The sequence below is a fragment of the Segatella intestinalis genome (assembly GCF_029348455.1).
Taxonomy (GTDB): Bacteria; Bacteroidota; Bacteroidia; order Bacteroidales; family Bacteroidaceae; genus Prevotella.
In genome coordinates this window covers 139,380-157,488 of sequence record NZ_JARJVV010000009.1, presented here as the reverse complement: position 1 = coordinate 157,488, position 18,109 = coordinate 139,380, and the positions used below count along the sequence as shown (strand labels likewise).

Annotated in this window: 18 protein-coding genes and 1 pseudogene; 7 read left to right on the top strand and 12 right to left on the bottom strand. The window is 37.1% G+C overall.

Going from position 1 to position 18,109, the window contains the following annotated elements; all coding sequences use genetic code 11:
- Positions 1 to 503: Arm DNA-binding domain-containing protein (locus P3T48_RS07825; protein ID WP_276506291.1), on the bottom strand; the 503-nt coding region annotated here is incomplete at its 3' end.
- Positions 504 to 791: 288 nt separating this feature from the next.
- Between P3T48_RS07825 and P3T48_RS07820 the strand changes: the two are divergent.
- The 6 genes and pseudogenes from P3T48_RS07820 to P3T48_RS07795 all read left to right on the top strand — a co-directional run.
- Positions 792 to 1,519: pseudogene (locus P3T48_RS07820) on the top strand (type II restriction endonuclease); the annotation flags it as partial.
- Complete coding sequence (locus P3T48_RS07815) at positions 1,506 to 2,282, top strand: type II restriction enzyme (RefSeq protein ID WP_276506290.1); 777 nt, start codon at positions 1,506 to 1,508, stop codon at positions 2,280 to 2,282. The pseudogene P3T48_RS07820 and the gene P3T48_RS07815, both read left to right, overlap by 14 nt.
- Before the next feature lie 3 nt (positions 2,283 to 2,285).
- Positions 2,286 to 3,167 (top strand): DNA-methyltransferase, encoded by an 882-nt coding sequence (locus P3T48_RS07810; RefSeq protein ID WP_276506289.1) that lies wholly within the window; start codon positions 2,286 to 2,288, stop codon positions 3,165 to 3,167.
- A gap of 2 nt (positions 3,168 to 3,169) precedes the next feature.
- Entirely contained in the window at positions 3,170 to 3,814 is a 645-nt protein-coding gene (locus P3T48_RS07805; RefSeq protein WP_276506288.1) for a hypothetical protein, read from the top strand.
- A 50-nt stretch (positions 3,815 to 3,864) separates the two neighbouring features.
- A complete protein-coding gene (locus P3T48_RS07800; RefSeq protein ID WP_276506287.1) occupies positions 3,865 to 4,425 on the top strand; it encodes a hypothetical protein in 561 nt (186 codons plus the stop codon).
- A gap of 164 nt (positions 4,426 to 4,589) precedes the next feature.
- Positions 4,590 to 5,216 carry a DUF234 domain-containing protein gene (locus tag P3T48_RS07795; RefSeq protein WP_276506286.1) on the top strand — a complete coding sequence of 209 codons (627 nt, stop codon included), beginning with the start codon at positions 4,590 to 4,592 and terminating at the stop codon, positions 5,214 to 5,216.
- A 237-nt stretch (positions 5,217 to 5,453) separates the two neighbouring features.
- Here the strand turns inward: P3T48_RS07795 and P3T48_RS07790 are convergent, their stop codons facing one another.
- Both P3T48_RS07790 and P3T48_RS14455 read right to left on the bottom strand, forming a co-directional pair.
- Positions 5,454 to 6,500, bottom strand: a complete 1,047-nt coding sequence (locus P3T48_RS07790) for a Fic family protein (RefSeq protein ID WP_276506285.1) — start codon at positions 6,498 to 6,500, stop codon at positions 5,454 to 5,456.
- A 365-nt stretch (positions 6,501 to 6,865) separates the two neighbouring features.
- On the bottom strand, positions 6,866 to 7,003 hold the full coding sequence (locus tag P3T48_RS14455) for a hypothetical protein (protein ID WP_504182841.1): 138 nt from the start codon (positions 7,001 to 7,003) through the stop codon (positions 6,866 to 6,868).
- Between the two features lie 514 nt (positions 7,004 to 7,517).
- On the opposite strand from P3T48_RS14455, the gene P3T48_RS07785 reads away from it, so the two are divergent.
- A complete protein-coding gene (locus P3T48_RS07785; RefSeq protein ID WP_276506284.1) occupies positions 7,518 to 7,994 on the top strand; it encodes a hypothetical protein in 477 nt (158 codons plus the stop codon).
- 158 nt (positions 7,995 to 8,152) lie between these two features.
- On the opposite strand, the gene P3T48_RS07780 is transcribed toward P3T48_RS07785, so the two are convergent.
- The 9 genes from P3T48_RS07780 to P3T48_RS07735 all read right to left on the bottom strand — a co-directional run bounded on the left by P3T48_RS07780 (position 8,153) and on the right by P3T48_RS07735 (position 18,009).
- Positions 8,153 to 8,515, bottom strand: coding sequence for a helix-turn-helix domain-containing protein (locus P3T48_RS07780; RefSeq protein ID WP_346429600.1), 363 nt, complete (start codon positions 8,513 to 8,515; stop codon positions 8,153 to 8,155).
- Between the two features lie 190 nt (positions 8,516 to 8,705).
- Positions 8,706 to 9,608 (bottom strand): ADP-ribosylglycohydrolase family protein, encoded by a 903-nt coding sequence (locus P3T48_RS07775; protein ID WP_276506282.1) that lies wholly within the window; start codon positions 9,606 to 9,608, stop codon positions 8,706 to 8,708.
- A 13-nt stretch (positions 9,609 to 9,621) separates the two neighbouring features.
- Positions 9,622 to 10,803, bottom strand: a complete 1,182-nt coding sequence (locus tag P3T48_RS07770) for a hypothetical protein (protein WP_276506281.1) — start codon at positions 10,801 to 10,803, stop codon at positions 9,622 to 9,624.
- Positions 10,800 to 11,312, bottom strand: a complete 513-nt coding sequence (locus P3T48_RS07765) for a hypothetical protein (protein ID WP_276506280.1) — start codon at positions 11,310 to 11,312, stop codon at positions 10,800 to 10,802. The genes P3T48_RS07770 and P3T48_RS07765 overlap by 4 nt, the downstream gene beginning before the upstream one ends.
- A 215-nt stretch (positions 11,313 to 11,527) precedes the next feature.
- Positions 11,528 to 11,968: a DUF805 domain-containing protein gene (locus P3T48_RS07760; RefSeq protein WP_276506279.1), complete on the bottom strand. Its 441-nt coding sequence runs from the start codon at positions 11,966 to 11,968 to the stop codon at positions 11,528 to 11,530.
- Between the two features lie 25 nt (positions 11,969 to 11,993).
- Positions 11,994 to 13,619, bottom strand: a complete 1,626-nt coding sequence (locus tag P3T48_RS07755) for a hypothetical protein (protein WP_276506278.1) — start codon at positions 13,617 to 13,619, stop codon at positions 11,994 to 11,996.
- A 23-nt stretch (positions 13,620 to 13,642) separates the two neighbouring features.
- Entirely contained in the window at positions 13,643 to 15,625 is a 1,983-nt protein-coding gene (locus P3T48_RS07750) for a J domain-containing protein (RefSeq protein WP_276506277.1), read from the bottom strand.
- Between the two features lies 1 nt (position 15,626).
- Positions 15,627 to 15,917, bottom strand: a complete 291-nt coding sequence (locus P3T48_RS07745; protein WP_218455757.1) for a DUF6804 family protein — start codon at positions 15,915 to 15,917, stop codon at positions 15,627 to 15,629.
- A gap of 940 nt (positions 15,918 to 16,857) precedes the next feature.
- The gene (locus tag P3T48_RS07735) at positions 16,858 to 18,009 is read right to left on the bottom strand and encodes a PDDEXK nuclease domain-containing protein (protein WP_276506276.1); all 1,152 of its coding nucleotides are present in this window, start codon (positions 18,007 to 18,009) and stop codon (positions 16,858 to 16,860) included.
- Positions 18,010 to 18,109 lie beyond the last annotated feature (100 nt).

The window sequence follows — 18,109 nt, the reverse complement described above, 5'->3', positions numbered from 1 at the left end:
CTGATGAAAGGCTCGGTCAGCTGTCCGAAAGCCAAATCAGTCAACCTATACTTCTCCCCGATGAACTCAGCGAGATTCTTGCGAATCTTTCTGTAAGTCCAGACACTGCTCTTCGACATATCGATGCCCTCATGGGTGCTGAGTTCACTGATATGCTCGTCCACGAAGGAGAGAAGGGTGGTCTGTGTCTTGACGCTGCCCTGCAAGGCCTCCTTGACATCCTTAGCCTCGAAGTCCGTTCTCTTTTCCACAAGCACATCGAATGCCTTTTGGATGGAAAGCAACAACTGCTCGATGTCCTTGTTGGTCTCCACGGCTTCCTTGCTCTTGCCCTCCAATCGGCTGGCACGAGGATTCCAAAGCGATGGAGTGCAAGACAACTTGCAGGAGAACTGCGCCATAGTCCTGTTCACCGTGATGCGTCCCATGATGGGAGCTTTTCCATTCTTGTCCATTCCGCTCTTTTTTAGGTAGAGCAACACCTTGAATTTTTCGATTTTCATAACGCTTACATTTTGAGTGTGCAAATATAATCATTTTGTAAGCGTTCCTTGATACGCAAAACATTGAGAATCAGCGCAATAAAATCCGTTGATGCACAAAGTTGCCTTTCCGTATTGTTACCTGCTTTGCATAGGTAACTGTGGCTCACGATTTAGTAACTGAACTACTTCAATATTCCTCACTCGCTTGCTTTATGCCGATTTGGCAACTTTGTGCAAATCTGCTCATTCCCAACTGTTTACGTTCCAACCTCTCTTATTCTCCTTTGGCTGCTTTAGAGCTTTATGTTAGATAATATCAAACTAAGTTTATGTATGCTTAACAGTTTGATTGGCACTACCGATTTAAGGAAGAGTGTTGAAACTATATGGAATAGAGACCGTACAGCATTCAGCGTAATGGATATTCTGATTGCAGTTCGTAGCGAAGGGAAAAAAGCAGTTCTCAATTCCGCTGTCAATGTATTATTCTCGACAGGCTCTTTACAAGTATAGATGGCGTGATGGAATATCTTGAAGGAACAGGTCTTGCAGATTTGTTCCGTCAAAAGAAGATAAATGACTTGGTAGATTATGTTTTCGGAATCGAAACAGGTCTCGATAGTAATGCAAGAAAGAATCGCAGTGGTCATGTCATGGAAGGTATGGTGGCTAACATTTTGGACAAGAATGGAATAGAATACCGTCAGGAGGTATATTCTACGGAATGGTCAAACCTCCAGAATGTCCTTGGCGATGACGAAAAGAGATTTGATTTTGTAATCAAAACTACTTCAAAAACCTACTTGATTGAAGTAAATTTCTACAGTGGAGGTGGTTCAAAACTGAATGAAGTAGCACGCTCTTATTCTGATATTGCTCCTAAGATCAATTCAGTGCCAGGCTTTGAGTTTGTCTGGATTACTGATGGTATTGGATGGAAGAGTGCGCGTAACAAATTACAGGAAGCATATAATATCATTCCAAGTATTTACAATTTAACTAATATAAAAGATTTCCTCGATGGCATCAGATAAAGCATGGAATAAAATATTCCGTGATTACGACATTGCTAATCACGATTTTGATAGTGGTCCGTTCGAACTGACTGCTGACCAAATTAAAAAATCCTGTCAAGGATTCACAGCTACAGGAGATAAAGAGCCTCGTATTTTGTGCAAACAAGATACGAGGTCTGATAGACCTTCTGTATTTGTCAGAAAAGGTTTATTCATATTGCCCAAGAAAAATGGTTCATATTATATTCTAAAAGGCGAAGGGTATGTTGATGTACCAGATATTCAATCTGCAATCCAAAATTATGTTAGCAAACTTGATTTTGAGCTTGAAAGTTCGATGGTCGGTGATTCTGAAATGCAATTCCTCGATTTCGCTTATGCGAATTCTTTGATTAGAACATTTATGAATGACCCTTCTCTTGTTCTTACAATACGTGGTCGCAAATATACTCCTCACTTTTCATTCCGTGTTGATTCAAACGAATTGGACACTGAGAGTGTTCAGACCGAAGTGGATGCAGGATATGAAGGAAAAACGTCCATAGTTCTTATTGAAGCAAAGAATTTCTCTGCAACCAACGTGATTATTCGTCAACTATATTATCCTTTTAGGCAATGGAGCGAGAATACATCTAAAACAGTATATCCTGTATTCTTTGAAAAGAGGGTAATAAATGGTGAAAACATATTCTATATTTGGCAATTTGAGTTCACCGATGTTGAAGATTACAATAGCATTCGCTTAGTAAAATCAGGAAGATATAGAATTCTTACACCATAAATTATGGCTATTGCGTCATATTATAAATCCCCAAACAACGACTTCACCCTCATTCAAGGTGATTGCGTTGAAACTTTGTCAAAGTTCAAGTTCGGCTTTGATATGGTGTTTGCCGATCCGCCATACTTTTTGTCTGGTGGTGGCATATCTTGTCAAAGTGGTCAAGTCGTTTGTGTTGACAAAGGGGATTGGGATAAGCCTTCAACTCCTGAAGAAATGGATGCATTTAATTTAAGGTGGCTTTCTGCTTGCAGAGACCACATGAAGGATAATGCAACTATATGGATTACGGGAACACATCATAATATTTTCAGTGTACAGCAACAACTTCTAAAGTTGGGCTTCAAAATACTGAACGTGATAACATGGGCTAAGACCAATCCCCCGCCAAACATTTCATGCCGATATTTTACATATTCTACAGAGTTCATCATCTGGGCAAGGAAGTCGCAAAAGGTTGCTCACTACTACAATTACGCTTTGATGAAGCAACTTAATGGTGACAAACAAATGACTGATGTATGGCAGTTGCCTGCTATAGGTCGTTGGGAAAAATCATGCGGCAAGCATCCAACCCAAAAGCCACTGGGAGTTTTGGCAAGATTGATTCAAGCCAGTACTCAACCAGGGGCATGGATTCTTGACCCCTTCAATGGAAGTGCAACAACTGGTATTGCAGCTAATTTGCTTGGCAGAAAGTACCTTGGCTTGGAAATAGAAGATGAATTCTTGTCTATGAGCAAAGCCCGAAGGGAAGAAATAGAGAATAGTGCAGTTCGTAGCGACTATCTTGAAAGATTGGCGAAGGCAAAGATAATTTTGCATCCTGATAATTTCTTTGTTACTGATGACTGTGATGTTAATTACGGAATACCTTGGTTATAATTATGACATACACCGACTTGAAGAAAACTTGTGAGACAATTCCACGTTCTCACAAGATTGGAGAAAGCACAAATTCGGAAGAAACAAATCTTTTGAATTCATTTTTTCGTCTTCATCATCCAGATTGGTATGAAAAGACGAATGGAGAAGAAGTCGTAAGATATGAAGTGCGTGATTCGGGAGCATATCATACAAAGTGTTTATACCTTGTTACGGCATACCAAACTACTGATATAGGCTTTCGTGGATGCTTGAAGAAAATTCCAAGTAGTGATAGCTACATGGATTTCAATATAAAGGCAGCATGTAGGTATTCTATTGATAGAACAATAATTAGTCCTTTAAGAAAAGAATACGAAAAGAGAATAGCATCTGGAGAGGTAATTGTAAGTGCCATATCTTCAAATCAAATAACCGATATTCATGACCTCCACATTGATCACTACGATAAGACCTTCAATGAACTTGTTGTGGAATTTATCAATCAAGAAGGAAGAGAATACTTATTTTCCAAAATAAATATGGGAGAACAAAATAGCCCACATACTCGATTTATTGATTCCGAAATCGATGCCAGGTTTGTCTTATTCCATAATGCAAATACACATTTGCGAGCCATCACGAAGAAAGAAAACCTTTCACTGTAATCATCTTTACAAGATAGTAAAAACTATAATCAAACTTACCGCAATAGCAAATGAATAAAGATAAATATTTGTATGATTTGATAGTTAAAAATCATTCGACAATAGTTGGATGGTTTGTTCATAAAGGTGTTGTCGATAGAAACGATGATGAACTCTACATTGTAAATAATATCGAAGAGAAAACTATATCTCCTGTGTTTCCTAAAGAGGACGATTATGAAGTCTATAAAATCTATGACGATGGTGTCAAAAGAATAAATGCAGGAATATGGGATAAGGCTTTCGCTCAAATTCATCTGAATTATAAGCTTAAAGATTACAGTTTCAAAACCTTGATAAATGCAGGGTTCCCGATATTTGATATTGGGAATACATGTGACAGATACTGTTTTGTTCATCAGATAGAAGAAATTATTTGCAAATTCTCCGATCTTGTTTTGAATATATACCGCAAGTTCAACATAGAACTGCAATCCGCAGCAAAAATACGATTATTTCTTGAGACGACCAAGAAATCTGCAATTTTTCTTATGACGCATTTCCCATATTTCTTAAATATTTTATTCGTTATGCAAACGAAGATAATTCCCCAAGCAAGTAAGTTTAGTTAAAGTTCAATAATAAATATCGCCCTAATTATCAGACATTTAGAAATATCTTTGAAAAAGATTATCTTTGTGCAAGATATTTCTAATGCTAAACTTATAGAATTTAAGAAACTCATAGATAGAGGGGCCGAATTAGAGCGAATGAATGAAGCCCTTCATAGAGAAAATTGTCTGAAATTGCAACGAGGGCAGGTAAAGACAGTAGCACGATTTCTGAACCTTTAAGCAAGTTGCGAGAACTTGGCTATGTTAGCCGAGAGGTTCCTTTTGGTGAGAGTCCTAAGAAAAGCAAGAAGGGAATTTATCATATCAATGATTCTCTTTTACGTTTTCACTATCAGTTTATTGTGCCTTATCGTTCTATTTTGGAATTGGGAAGAATGGATATGGTGATGCAAGTGGTTCAAGCTCAACTTCCACAATTTATAGGTCAATGCTGGGAATTACTTTGTCGTGAATATGTTAGTGGAAATATTATAGATGGCTTAGCCTACAATGTCGCGTCTCGTTGGTGGGGTAAGATATTTCCGCCAGAATATAAGGATGGTAAGATGGTTGAGTTGGATGTTGTGGCGGAGTCTATTGATAAGAAGCATATCTTGGTAGGAGAATGTAAATGGACGCACGATGAAGATGCCAACAGGCTCATGGATGTTTTGGCGCAGAAAGCTAAGTACTTGCCTTTTATTAAGAAAGGGCAGGAAGTTCATCTTGTGCTATTCTTAAAGGAGTCTCCAACTCATTGTGCTAAGGGTATGCGCGTATTCCTGCCAAGTGATGTAATGAAGGCTTAGTTGGTATAGGAGCAGCCGATAGCGTGCGAAAAACGGCCGAGGCGAGATGCACTGGATAATATATCAAGATGCACTTTAGTCCGAGCAAGTCACGAACTATGCGAGTGAACAGAATGGCTCTGTCCTCACAGTTTATTTTCTCAATTATCTGCCCAAAAATGAATTTATCTGCCTCATTTTGATATCAAATGAGGCAGATAAATCGAAAATGAGGTCGATAAATTATGACAGGATCTTTTATTTGACAATATATCCTGTACCTCTTCCTTTCCCTACTTTTTGGATTTCTCCAGCATCCAGCATTTCTTTTAATGTTCGTTCGATGGTACTGATACTGATGTCTGGGCAAAGGGCGGAAATGTCGGTCTTGGTAATCTTACCTATTCTCTTTTGGAAGATAGACTTAATGCGACCTGCTTTTGAAAGAGTTTTACCATGTAGATGCTCTACTCTGTCTTGAAACTCTTGGTAAGCTTTCAAGATGACACCAAGGTAGTAACTTGTAAAGGGTTGGTAGTCATTCTTGCTTTCATGCCATCCTATGGAACTCGCTTTTAGGGCTTCATAATAGGTTTCCTTCGACTTCTCAATGAACATTTCTATACTGATGTATTTGCCGACAATGTACCCACAACGATAGAGCAAGAGAAGTGTGAGCAAGCGACTCATGCGACCATTGCCGTCATTGAAAGGGTGGATGGAAAGAAAGTCGAGCACGAACATGGGTATGAGCAACAGGGCATCATACTCACTTTTGTCCAAGGCTTCGTTGAATACCTGGCAGAGATCTTCTATCGCTTCTGGCGTTTGGAATGCAGGAACAGGCTTAAATCTGATATGCTCTTTCCCCTCTCGGTCTGTTTCTGCGATGATATTATCTGTGTTCTTGAAACGTCCACCAACTTCTTTTCCACCGAAGGAGTAAAGGTCACGATGTAGTTGCAATAGGTTGTTGGGGCGAATGGAAATGTACTCATAGTTCTCATGGATGGTAGTGAGTACTTCTCGATAGCCAGCAATTTCTTCCTCTGAGCGATTTCGTGGTTCAGTTTTCTCTACGACAAGGGCATGAAGGCGTTCATCGGAGGTGTATATTCCCTCAATACTATTGGATGCTTTGGTACTTTGTATCTTTGCAATCTCTAACAGGGCTGAAAGAGTATCTACTTGGATCGAAATATAGAGGTCTTGTTTGCCCTTGTATTCGTGAAGTGCTGCAATTTGGCTGACGATGGAAGGTGTCAGCAACTTCTTGGGGGTATCTTTGTAATCGAATTGATGCATGCCTATTGTATTTATTGGGTTTATATTATCGGTTGCAAAATTACGATAATTTTCTCAATTATCTGCCCAAAAATGAATTTATCTGCCTCATTTTGATATCAAATGAGGCAGATAAATCAAAAATGAGGCAGAAAAACCCTACTTTGTCATAAAATCCTAATGTTTTTGATTACTTCATCACATTTTTCCTGCTTTTGAAGGGACAATACCCAATGCACCTATCACTTCCTCATAGATTTCTCGGCATTTGCTTTCCGCCATCTCCTTGGCAATCTCATCGGATCAGTTTCAAAGATAGTATTTTCTGATAAAAAGTAATACTATCTTTAAGAAACTTTTAGAAAAAATCAAGTTTCGCACATCAGTTACATTTTCAGCCACAACCCCATCAATTGATCATCTATATAATAAGTAGCTTGCGAGATAGAAACCAAGTGATATTCCAACAGTTTTTTGATGGCGCTCTGTACACTACTTGCTGAACGAAGATTATGTTTCTTAATAAAAGCAGCAGAAGTAATTTGGCTTGATGTATCCAGTTATGATAAAAGGATTCTCCATATTCTTCTATGTTTTAATTTCCGCATGCAAATATAATTATTTGTTTTAAATTATGCAAACTGCATAATCTAAATTACATAATCTTAACAAGTAGAAAGAGAATTGCCTATGACTTCTTGTACATGGAGTATAGCTTTCACCTGCTATACGGAAAAGGCAGAGAGACAGGATTAGCTGAACGGCAGGAATGCCTGCTTGCTTCTCCAGGACATTCTACAGAACAGGTGACCAAGCCCAAACCAGGTAAAAAGTGACATTAAATTCGTTCTCAATGAACTTTTAACACTTAATATGTGGACAACTCAGAAAAATTGCTTAATTTTGCATCTATAACAGTTACTCTTTAAATTGTTGTTTAGCGATTACAAAGATCGCAACTTTTTATTGAGAAACCGTTGTTTTTTACCCTATATTTTTTTGGGGAACTTTTATTCATGATTTTAAACTTAAAAAAATATGAAAAAAAATATTTTGGTATTTCTCTGTTTATGCAGCACGTTTACATATGCCCAAAAGCCTGTTCTGAAAGCTGGCTCTCTAATTTCCATTGAGAACAAAAAGGAAATCCGTGCCAAGAATGTAAATGTAGGAGATTTGGTGGCTTTTGATGTATCTGAAGATATAAAAGTCGGTGATAGCATTGTAATATCAAAAGGGGCAAAGGCATACGCAAAAGTACTCGTTGCAAAGAAATCTGGTATTGCAGGAACAAAGGGTAAATTAAAAGTTGAATGGTTGTATTGTGTTGCGAACAATAATACAAAAGTTCCACTTGAAGGAGAAATTGATTTTAGCAGAAAAAATCATACGTCAGGTGCTGTCGTTGCTGGTACCATTGTTGCAGCTCCGCTAATATTCTTAACGGGACAACATGCTGCCATTCCCGCAGGATATACAAACGTAACAACAGTGAAAATAGATACCGAATTATAAAAGAACTGAGTTCACTTGAAAAAATCGCAAATCATATTTTTTATAAACTTTATGGAGATATGCTAAAACCTGTAGCAAGCCATTGCTTGTCGTACTAAAAAGTACACACCTTTCCATCGACACTCAATGCCAAAGTGCCGACCGTCTCTTGATGATACTTAACAATCAAAGATTCTATTCTTTTCATAGCCGATGTGCTTTTTCTTGTTAGCATTCCGCTTAATCTGTTGCAGTTCCTCCATCGTCGAATACTTAGGTTGCGAGAAGACATGCCTTATCTCTGACGTATATTCCAAAGCCATGGCGATACCTATCAAGTTTTTGAGCGAAATCAAACCCTTCTGTTCAAAACGCGTGATATTGCTGACAGCCACACCCGACTTATCCGCCACTTGTTCACGTGTCATATTATTCTCTATCCTTCGTCTTCTAAACTCATTCGCCATCTCCTTGGCAATCTCATCGGGATTGTCATGGAGATAGTTATCCAATATTGCTAATATATTGTTTGTTTCTTGCACAAACCGATAGATAATAACAAGATATTATCAGTTTCAAAGATAGTATTTTTTGGCGAATAGTAGCCTCATCATTAAGATTTTTTTTAAGAAAAATAGCATTACATTGTAACTACTCAGTTCACCACAGGGGCTTTCCCTTGTGGTGAACTGAGTAGTTACTGAAATAAACATTTAAAACAAGCTTTACTTTTTAAAGTGGGCTCAGTTGATTAAACTCATATAGCACCTGACGCAGATAATCGTCAAGCACATGATTGTAAATATAGTAAGCCAAGTCCTCGGGCATTTCCATGCCTTTGGTAGCTATAGCAATACCGCCAGCCATGCAAGCCATCGTATCGGCATCCCCACCAAGAGAAATGGCATTACGAATTGCCGCAGTATAAGAATTAGCCTCTAGATAAGAGATGATTGACTCTGGCACACTTTTCTGACATATCTCCCAAAAATTATAATCAGGACGAATCTCATCGAGAGTTCGATGCAGATTGTACCCTTCAAAGTTTTCTTCTATGTAATTTCGTATTTGCTTCTTACTCTTCCCTTGTCGAGCTAAGAATATGCAAGCAGCAATGGCTTGAGCTCCCTTGATACCTTCAGGATGATTATGAGTTACCTCAGCTGAAATCTTGGCAAGTTCCAAAGCCTCATCCAATGTCTTGGCATAAAACGCACATGGACTAACTCGCATAGCAGAGCCGTTACCAAAGCTGTTGTAAGGCTCAGTTTTTCTGCTGATAATCCAACGTAAGAATTTCTGCCCATAACCAACAAACATATACTTTCTTCCAAGCTCTTTCATACACTCCACAAGTTTCTCATGAGTATGCTCTTGGTCGATAGTCAACCATTTTGCGACAGCTAAGGTCATAACCGTGTCATCTGTAAAACGAGGTGCTTTATATAAGTCGAAGTAGATGCTTTTCACAGGATTAAACTCATAAGCTGCTCCAAAGCAATCGCCTGCTATAGCTCCGATAATGCCTGTTGTAGGAAAAGACGGTTTCGCCTTTACCTCTTGCGCCTCATTTTGATTTCTCATTCTATGACGAAGTACATTCCATGAATCTAATATTTTCTTTAGTCTCCTCATAAGTATAAAATATTTATTCCACATTAGTCCGCATAGCCAGCATAACAGCCTCCCCTACTAAGGCAAAGTTGGCAAGAAGATAATGATTCTTTGTAAAGCCGTAGAAAGTAGAGCCAGCAATCTCTGCAGTCTTCAAAAGGTTTCTTCTTACATCAAAATCTCCAAAGTAAGTAGCACTTCCTACCATAAACGCTGTACCTGAAGGACTTAGATTTGCAATAATCGGACCTACATCGGCATCCATACCAAAAAGAAAAAATCTATCATGATATTCCTTTAGGCCAGAAATTGGACTACTTTGATAAAAATAATGTTTCAATCGCTCGTATTGCTCTTTTGCAAAAGACTTATCTATAAACGAAAGATAATAACAATTCAATGCCGAATAAGACCCTTTCACCGGTATATCACCAATCTGATATGCTCCCGTATTGTCCAAAAAAGAAACCAATAAACCTGTCTTTGCATCCAACCAATCAGTTTTTGCTTTCTCTATCCACCTATTCACAGTATCTTGATACCTCCCATCATTCAACTCTGCATAATGAGACAAAGCTACCACGGCCACCAACATATCAGGAACATAAATCGGTTCATTAGGATAAGTAGGAAGATTCAAAGCCTCAGCATCAAGCATTCTTCGATTAAGCGTACAACAGATTTTACCATATAAATCATCATACTTATTGTCTCCACCTAATTCTTTATATTCTCCCATCATCCAAGCAAGAATACTCAAATAAGAAACATGGCTATGATCACCATCAAGGCTCTCAAGTGCATCTTCCCCCCACCATCTTTTTCTATCATACTCACGTATCTCTGAAGACATAACTATCCCTATGAGTTTATCAACATACCCCAACGACACCTCCTTTTGTCTCGGGTAAATCTTAGCTATATTTGTCAATGCTGCTGCAAACATAGAACAAGAGTACATTGCCCATTCTCCTTGGAACTGCGCACTCATTCCACCTGGCATCTCCTCCATTACTATTTGCGGCGTTGTCACCAGTTTTCCTATCAAATAGTTGCGCCTACGCAAAATATCATTTTTCTCTCCATCAAACGTCCCAACACCGTGCATGCCAATAGATACAGATACTATTTTTCCCACTATCAATGCTAACACAAAAATTACAAGAGTTGCTTTCTTGTGCTGCCGAATACAGGTTATCAATTCTATTACAGTCATAACTCCTCATCTTTTTTATAATCTTCAAACGACATTTCCTTGACGAGGTTTCCTTTTTCATCATAAACAGAAACGACAGAATATCTGCCAGGATCGCCATTAGCATGATGTCTGAAAGATAAGCAAATAGGCAGGCCTTCCTCTGATGTAAAGCCTATGCAGCCACGATTAGATGGCAATAATATAGACTTCTTAGTTTCCGTATCAATGATAAAACTAAAAGTCGGTCCTAGTTCATCTCTATTGCCATTTACAACTATTAAGTTTTCATCAAAAGGAAACGCCATCGTATCCATAATGGAAAAAGTAGAATCAATCGACATCTTTTCACCACCATAGACATATTCATGTCCTCGAAGAATTTCCAACAAGCTATCATTCTTCCCTTCTCCCACTTCCATTCTATCCCCTTGCTCTACTTTTTCAGCTTTTTGATTGCGACAACTGGCAAAACAAATATTGAAAAAGAAAAGAGATAGACCTAATAGTAAAAACTTAAAATCTTTCATGTCCGTATCAAATATTCTTTAGTCCGATTCAACAAGCCCCTTATATTGGTGCCAGCTCCGCCAACCCCAATGCATAATATCCTTAATTTTTCCTGTATTATTTTCCATATAGTTACATCTATCATTTTTGGCAGCAAAATTAATCAAAAATTTGATAAATTGTATCTGCAAGCCTTGGATTTTTAAATCGCAAGGCTTGCGAACGACTTTATCCCTTATTCCTCTTCTTCATCTTCATATACACTGTCTCCTATCAATATGATGAACAACAGGAAAAATGAGACTGCCGAAAATAATAATGCTATTAAGAGTACTACAGCAAAAGAAGAAAAAGGATCGATCTTTGTCATTAAATTGACAGCAAAAAGGAATGGGGCTACCGCATAAAACAATTTCTTTAGACATTGCTTAGTACTTAATCCCGCATCATGAAATCTACGTATCATAGAAGAAAGGTTAGCAGGAATAGAGGCTATAGTAATTCCTAAAAACACTCCAGACAGTATATCAAACTTTTCGGAGTTCCAAGTCCCCAATGCTATAAAAGTAATAGGGACCTGAACCAGCCAGAACCACCAATACTCACTCTTTGAAGCTCTTCCCTTAAAATCAAAAGACTTCATGTAACACATTTTAATTGAATTGAAAAATGTCATAACCGTATATTAAAAAATGTTTATATTATTTGAAATGATTGGAAAGTCGATTATCTAAAACGACTTCTTTTAAATAAGAAGATGGTATGTCAACATTGACTTGCTCTTTAGAAAGAGAACCAACATAACTAACTCTAAGGGACATATCCAAAGGAACAAGAAGTGAAGCTAACTTTATCAACTCACCTTCTGTCTTGAGATCTTTTTCTACATTATTTTTAAATTTATTCTTATTTTTATCAACTTCTTTCATATCATACATTTTTTCATCTATGGTATAAAACATAACAAACAGTTTTCCCTTTATATCCACATCTGAAAAAATTAGTCCATCGTCAACTTTATTTGGAAGACTTCCCTTGATACTATTCAAATACAAATCCAATTGTTCTCTTTGAGTAGAAGACGTTTTAGATGCATTTTTAATTTCCTCAGGTGTTGCTACTAACACTATTTCCCTATGTGACTGAATTCCTTTGATTATCGTTTTTGCAGAATATCCCTTATTTGCAAAATCAGCATAGCTACAGGACTTAAAAGGAGAACTTTTTGCGATATTTGCCATCATCAAACGCTTTTTCAAGTCTTTATTCTGCAAAAAATCTTCAAATGGATATTTAGTTTCATCTATTTCCATTGTACTTACCACAGCAGAATCCTTTAGTTCCAGACTTTTCATCACAACTCCATCAGATATTTCTAAAGGAAGCTGTTCATTCACGCCCTTTACTGCCAACTCCAACTCAGGGTCATTTAAAGGAGGAAGTTTAGACACATAAGCATCATTAATCCTCGTAATAATCAAAATTACTAATCCAAACACAATAAGAAGCAAACAAAATATGACCCATTTCATTTTGTAATTCAACTTATTTGTGTTTAGTAACCAAACATAAACAAATACCGCAGCTATTGTCAACACTACCACAACAAGAGTATCGTTTATAGGTTTTTCATTAGAAGGTATATCATAACTAATCTTACCATAAGTAGGGAGATTCTCCGTCGTATCTACGAACTCAGCATCTCCACTCAGCGATTCTCCATTTATCCATTTAAATGATTCTACAGCATCTTCCATCACCTTTTGCCAATATGTCTTCTCACTATCCTTATAACTACATAAGACTTTTGCACTTTGGTTATCATTAAAGAAATAATAGATACAAACATCCACATTACCATAAACGCCACTTCTTTGGTAAGAAGTCATTATACAATAATTTTCATTATCAAAAAAGAAGCCTTTTGTACTTGGCTTAATGGTCATATGCATTTGGGGTGCCAATTCTTGATAGGCAAGGCGATTAAAATACTCGACATCATTGTCTGATAGTTCATGAGAGCCATCATAGTAGGAATAATCTCCTTCATTACTAATTTCTGTCTGAATCATAATTCTTGCATACTTTTGATAAGCAGCTTTTGTATCGTTATTCAAACCTGTTTGTTGAAAAACTATAACCTCGTCACTGGTTACGGGAAGGTTATTATTCTTTGTTTTCTGCTCATACAAGCCCTTCTTATCTCTGAGTTCCAACTTGGAATCTACAGAAATAGTAAACATATCATTAATCGTATAAGATTTACTTTCAGCATGAGCCGAAAGGACACCTAATACAAAACCGAGTAAAATCAATATCCGTCTCATAACTTGCTATTTATTCTGTTCAATCATTGTCCAAAATCGTCATCATCCCTTGGGTCGAAAGAACCACCAATGCCAGAAAAATCTTCTGAAGGCATAATAAGAGGAGCATCAGGCTCTGTGTTTGTCAAATAACGTGAACTATGTGAGCCGAAATGCAACAATACAAATATAATAGCTGCCAATACTACAGATAACAATGCCACAAGTATAATATTATGAACCTTGCCTTTTCTCTTTGAATGACTTGCATTCGAATTGGCATTATGTATTTCTCCTTGTATAATTGCTATATCCTTTTGAGTATTAACATCTAAGAATTGATAATTTATCATATTTGATTTACGATAAGCATCAAATTCTTTATCATATTCAGGCTTTAATCGATTAGTTGAACTCAATACACGATAAGCCTCCTGTATATTACGCTTATAAACTTCACTGTACAATTTAGCGTCTGTTCTTGAGTTATATTTAGCCATTGCTTTATTAAAAGCAATGTCAATATCCATCTCAGAAGCATCCCTATTTATATCCAGTAGTAAATAATAATCTTTGAACACTCCTAATTCTTCAACCTCATTAGAATTATTACCATTTGTATCTTCATGAGTCCACTTAGAGAAAATACGTACTTCCATCAATATGACTGACAGAATAGCAACTGGCAATATATACCCCAAGACATAAAGTCCAAATGGCAAGTTACCCAATATAAAAAATGGATATAGCAAAAAGACTACAACGCTTTTATATTCCGCATCAGTTACATGCCTTTTGATTAAATAAAATTTTAGCCATTTGGGAATCAAATAATCAAACTCATTTTCAGCTTTCGCCTTATTTACGACATACATATTAGTGAATATATTCATCCCAACTGCGCATAAGAACAGCAAGAATATATTCCACCAATAACTATCTTGACGAAGTTCACCTGTAAAAATAGGGTAAACATCCGCAAAAACACAAATAATATTCACAAGCCACATGACACGTGCATAACGAATCAAGTATTTAGCTTGCTTTGGGAGGACAGTTTCTCTATTTCGTAAAACAATTTTTGGTGTCAATAAACAGATAAGTCCAAATACCACAAACGCAATGCAGCCCAATATGGTCAATAATAACCTCATACTAACCATATCATTGTAATCTTGAAGATAGAAGGTTGTAAAGGTTTCCATTATTGCATTAGCATTTTCTATCAATTCATACGGACTATGCACATCCAACACATAAGCCTTTCTATTTGCAAAATACACTGAACGTATTACAGAGACTCCTTTTTCGTCTTTAGACTGAAAAACGACCGCAACTTTATTTTTAGGAAGAACTGACATATAAAATTTAGCCCAATTTGCATTTCTTCTACATTTCACTTGATTTGGTGAGAAATTCCAGTTTTTATATGAAGTTAATTGTTTTGCAAACTGTTTAGTACAAATTGAATAAATACTATCAGAAGCATTTGATGAAATCGAGTCTGACAAGTCTATAACAGAAAAAGTATATGTATATTCATAAGGAATTGTGGTATAGCGACTATCCCAATATGGCTCATTGACATATTTCACCTTTTCTACTTCCTCATATTCTATACGTCCATAATAATCTCTTATAATCTCTCCACTCAAATATCTCTGAGGAACTTTTTCTGTATAATAAACAGCTCTACTCCCCATTGCCAAATAAGGTTTCCAATACCCATATTTTCCCTCTCCTTTTCCATCAAAAGAAGAAACAAACTTTCCCTCTGGTATTGGTCCAATTTCTTTCAGTTGCTCAGAATTATCCTTAGTTTCTTTTTTGTCAAAATAATGCGAGCTCTTCAACACAGAAAATTGTTCTTTGTCAAAATTAACAAAGAACTTCTCATTATGTTCCTTTAATGTCAACTCAACCTTCAAGGTCGGTACAATATTGGATACATAGATTATGGATATTATTGCAATTAGCAAACAAATCACACAAGCAAGAGTATATTTATTCTTATTTAAACTTTTCATGTTATTTTTCTTGATTAGTTAGTAAAACTGTTATAATTAACCCTATAGCTACTATAATATCTACAAAATTCCACACACCCCTTCCCAAAGCTAATTTAACAAAGGGCTGAAACAATATAGCCAATGCCCCACTTGCTACAGCAAATTCCTTTTTATTGTTTTGATAATAAGAATACGCCATATAACCAAACACAACAGTTGACATATACCTTATTAATATGTAAAAACCATAAGGCATATCTAGTAAACACAATAACAATAATACCGCTAGGATTATCTTCAAATACTTCATTAGATACTCCCTTTTCTTGGCCTTTCAGTCCTATTAGGTCTTTTTGTTAAACAGAGAAGCGTGAACTGCAATGCCCACATCTCAAATACCGGAGGCCCTAGGAAAGCCCATACTCATAGATGCAACAATAGCAGCCCACGCTATGCGTGAGAACCACTATGCTATCTTAGAGTATGTCGGGAAATTTCCTAGGTTTCCAGTACTTCGATAAGCATAACGCTTCTTAAATCTCAAAAATCAGTGGAAAGGGAATGCACCCTATCCGATTGCAAAGATATTAAATATCTAAAGTTTTCCACCCCAATTAATGGGGTAAGAATAACAGTTTCTCAATAAAAAGTTGTATCTTTGTAATCGCTAAACAACAATAAAACAACGATTTAAAGAATAACTATTATAAATGCAAAATTAAGCATTTTTTTTGAGTTGTTCAACATATTAAGTGTTAAAAGTTCATTGAGAACGAATTTAATTTCACTTTTTGGTTTGGGCTTGGCCATCTGCTCTGCAGAATGTCCTTGGAGAAGCAAGCAGGGATACCTTCCGTTCTGTTAATCCTGTCTCTCTGTCTTTTCCGTATAACAGGTGAAAATATACACTCCATGTACATTTTGGCTCAGGAGAGATTGTCAGTGGTTTAACAGTCTCTCTGGAGCCTAAGACATTGGAGTACTTATAGTACAGATAGAGTAAAATAGCCAAAATACCACTATTGGTACAATCGGACTAATATAATAAAGCCAAGTGACCTTTAATTTCTCTGAAAATCGAAACATGATTCTCAACAAAGGGTATAAGTAAATTGGATATAGCCATATCGTGATAAGCATGCCATAACGGGAAACTTTGTCTATATTAGAACGGATAGGGGCATCAAAGAAGAATATGGAAACAAAGAATCCCAATGGTATAGTATCAGAGAATTAAGCATCTTGGCTCGTTATTCTCGATTATCTTTCAATCCTTTTTCCAATTCCTCTATAGTCGGCATGGAAGATTTGAAATCTTTCGGGAAGAGCTTTGACAGTTGATATTCTGATATACCCATTGGTTCTTTGTATGAATCCAAGGCGTATTTTGCCACCACATTGTCTTTGTCCTTGCAGATGAGCAAACCGATGGTAGGGTTGTCGATGTCGGTCTTGAACTGATGGTTGATGGCTGACACATAGAAACTTAGTTGCCCCAAGAATGATGGATGGAACGACTGGGCTTTTAGCTCAATGACCACATAGGCATGGAGGTGGGCATTGTAAAACAGCAAGTCTGGGAAGAACTCCTGCTGACCTACCTCCAAACGAAACTGTCTGCCCATATAAGAGAATCCCTTTCCTAGTTCCAAAAGAAAACGTGTTACATTGTTCACCAATTCTTCCTCAATGTCATGCTCGTCATATTTCTCCCTTAAGTTAAGGAAGTCCAACTGATAAGGGTCTTTGGTTATCTGTTGCGCCAAGTCGCTTTGTACAGCAGGAAGCGTAGCCTGGAAGTTGGTGATAGCCTTGCCGTCACGCTCATAAAGGTCTGTGTCAAGCCAGTTGAGCAGAACGTCACGCCCCCAATTGTTCTCCCAAGTCTTTCTTACAAAGAACAAAGCCTTATCCATATTGCCCTTGCACTTATCTATGATACGACGATGGTGGTCCCAAGGAATAAGAAAAAGCAATTTGAAATCGTCCGCAGTTTGCGGACGATTTTCATTTTGTGCTACAACTCGCTGAATATCTGCAATATACAAGTCCTCTATAAAATTGTCCGCAAGCTGCGGACAATTTGCCTGTAATGGTGCATAGAGCTTATAAAAGTAGCTCATGTACTTCAAGTTAGTTGGTGAGAATCCCTTCACCCCTGGCATTTCGTTCTTCAAATCCTGACTGAGATTTTTGTAAAATCCAGAGCCATAAGTATTAGTATATTGCTTAGCTTCAATGTCTCGTCCCAACTTCCAATAGAAGTCCAACAAGTAGCCATTGGTGGCACATGACGCTTTGAGGCGATGGCTGTAGAATCGTTCCTTGAGTTCCACAAGCCAGTCCTTGTAGTCGCAATCATCATGAAGGACTACTGCTAAGTCTATATTTTTCTTTGCCATAATTCTAAAACCATTTAATGCTACAAATATAAAATTTTATCGTGATAATCGGTTAAAAATAAATGATTTTTTGAGATTAGTGACATCTATTTAGACAAAT

Coding starts and splice junctions, on each gene's coding strand:
- P3T48_RS07815 (WP_276506290.1), top strand. CDS start 1,506: ATGGCATCAGATAAAGCATGGAATAAAATATTCCGTGATTACGACATT.
- P3T48_RS07810 (WP_276506289.1), top strand. CDS start 2,286: ATGGCTATTGCGTCATATTATAAATCCCCAAACAACGACTTCACCCTC.
- P3T48_RS07805 (WP_276506288.1), top strand. CDS start 3,170: ATGACATACACCGACTTGAAGAAAACTTGTGAGACAATTCCACGTTCT.
- P3T48_RS07800 (WP_276506287.1), top strand. CDS start 3,865: ATGAATAAAGATAAATATTTGTATGATTTGATAGTTAAAAATCATTCG.
- P3T48_RS07790 (WP_276506285.1), bottom strand. CDS start 6,500: ATGCATCAATTCGATTACAAAGATACCCCCAAGAAGTTGCTGACACCT.
- P3T48_RS07785 (WP_276506284.1), top strand. CDS start 7,518: ATGAAAAAAAATATTTTGGTATTTCTCTGTTTATGCAGCACGTTTACA.
- P3T48_RS07775 (WP_276506282.1), bottom strand. CDS start 9,608: ATGAGGAGACTAAAGAAAATATTAGATTCATGGAATGTACTTCGTCAT.
- P3T48_RS07770 (WP_276506281.1), bottom strand. CDS start 10,803: ATGACTGTAATAGAATTGATAACCTGTATTCGGCAGCACAAGAAAGCA.
- P3T48_RS07765 (WP_276506280.1), bottom strand. CDS start 11,312: ATGAAAGATTTTAAGTTTTTACTATTAGGTCTATCTCTTTTCTTTTTC.
- P3T48_RS07760 (WP_276506279.1), bottom strand. CDS start 11,968: ATGACATTTTTCAATTCAATTAAAATGTGTTACATGAAGTCTTTTGAT.
- P3T48_RS07755 (WP_276506278.1), bottom strand. CDS start 13,619: ATGAGACGGATATTGATTTTACTCGGTTTTGTATTAGGTGTCCTTTCG.
- P3T48_RS07750 (WP_276506277.1), bottom strand. CDS start 15,625: ATGAAAAGTTTAAATAAGAATAAATATACTCTTGCTTGTGTGATTTGT.
- P3T48_RS07745 (WP_218455757.1), bottom strand. CDS start 15,917: ATGAAGTATTTGAAGATAATCCTAGCGGTATTATTGTTATTGTGTTTA.
- P3T48_RS07735 (WP_276506276.1), bottom strand. CDS start 18,009: ATGGCAAAGAAAAATATAGACTTAGCAGTAGTCCTTCATGATGATTGC.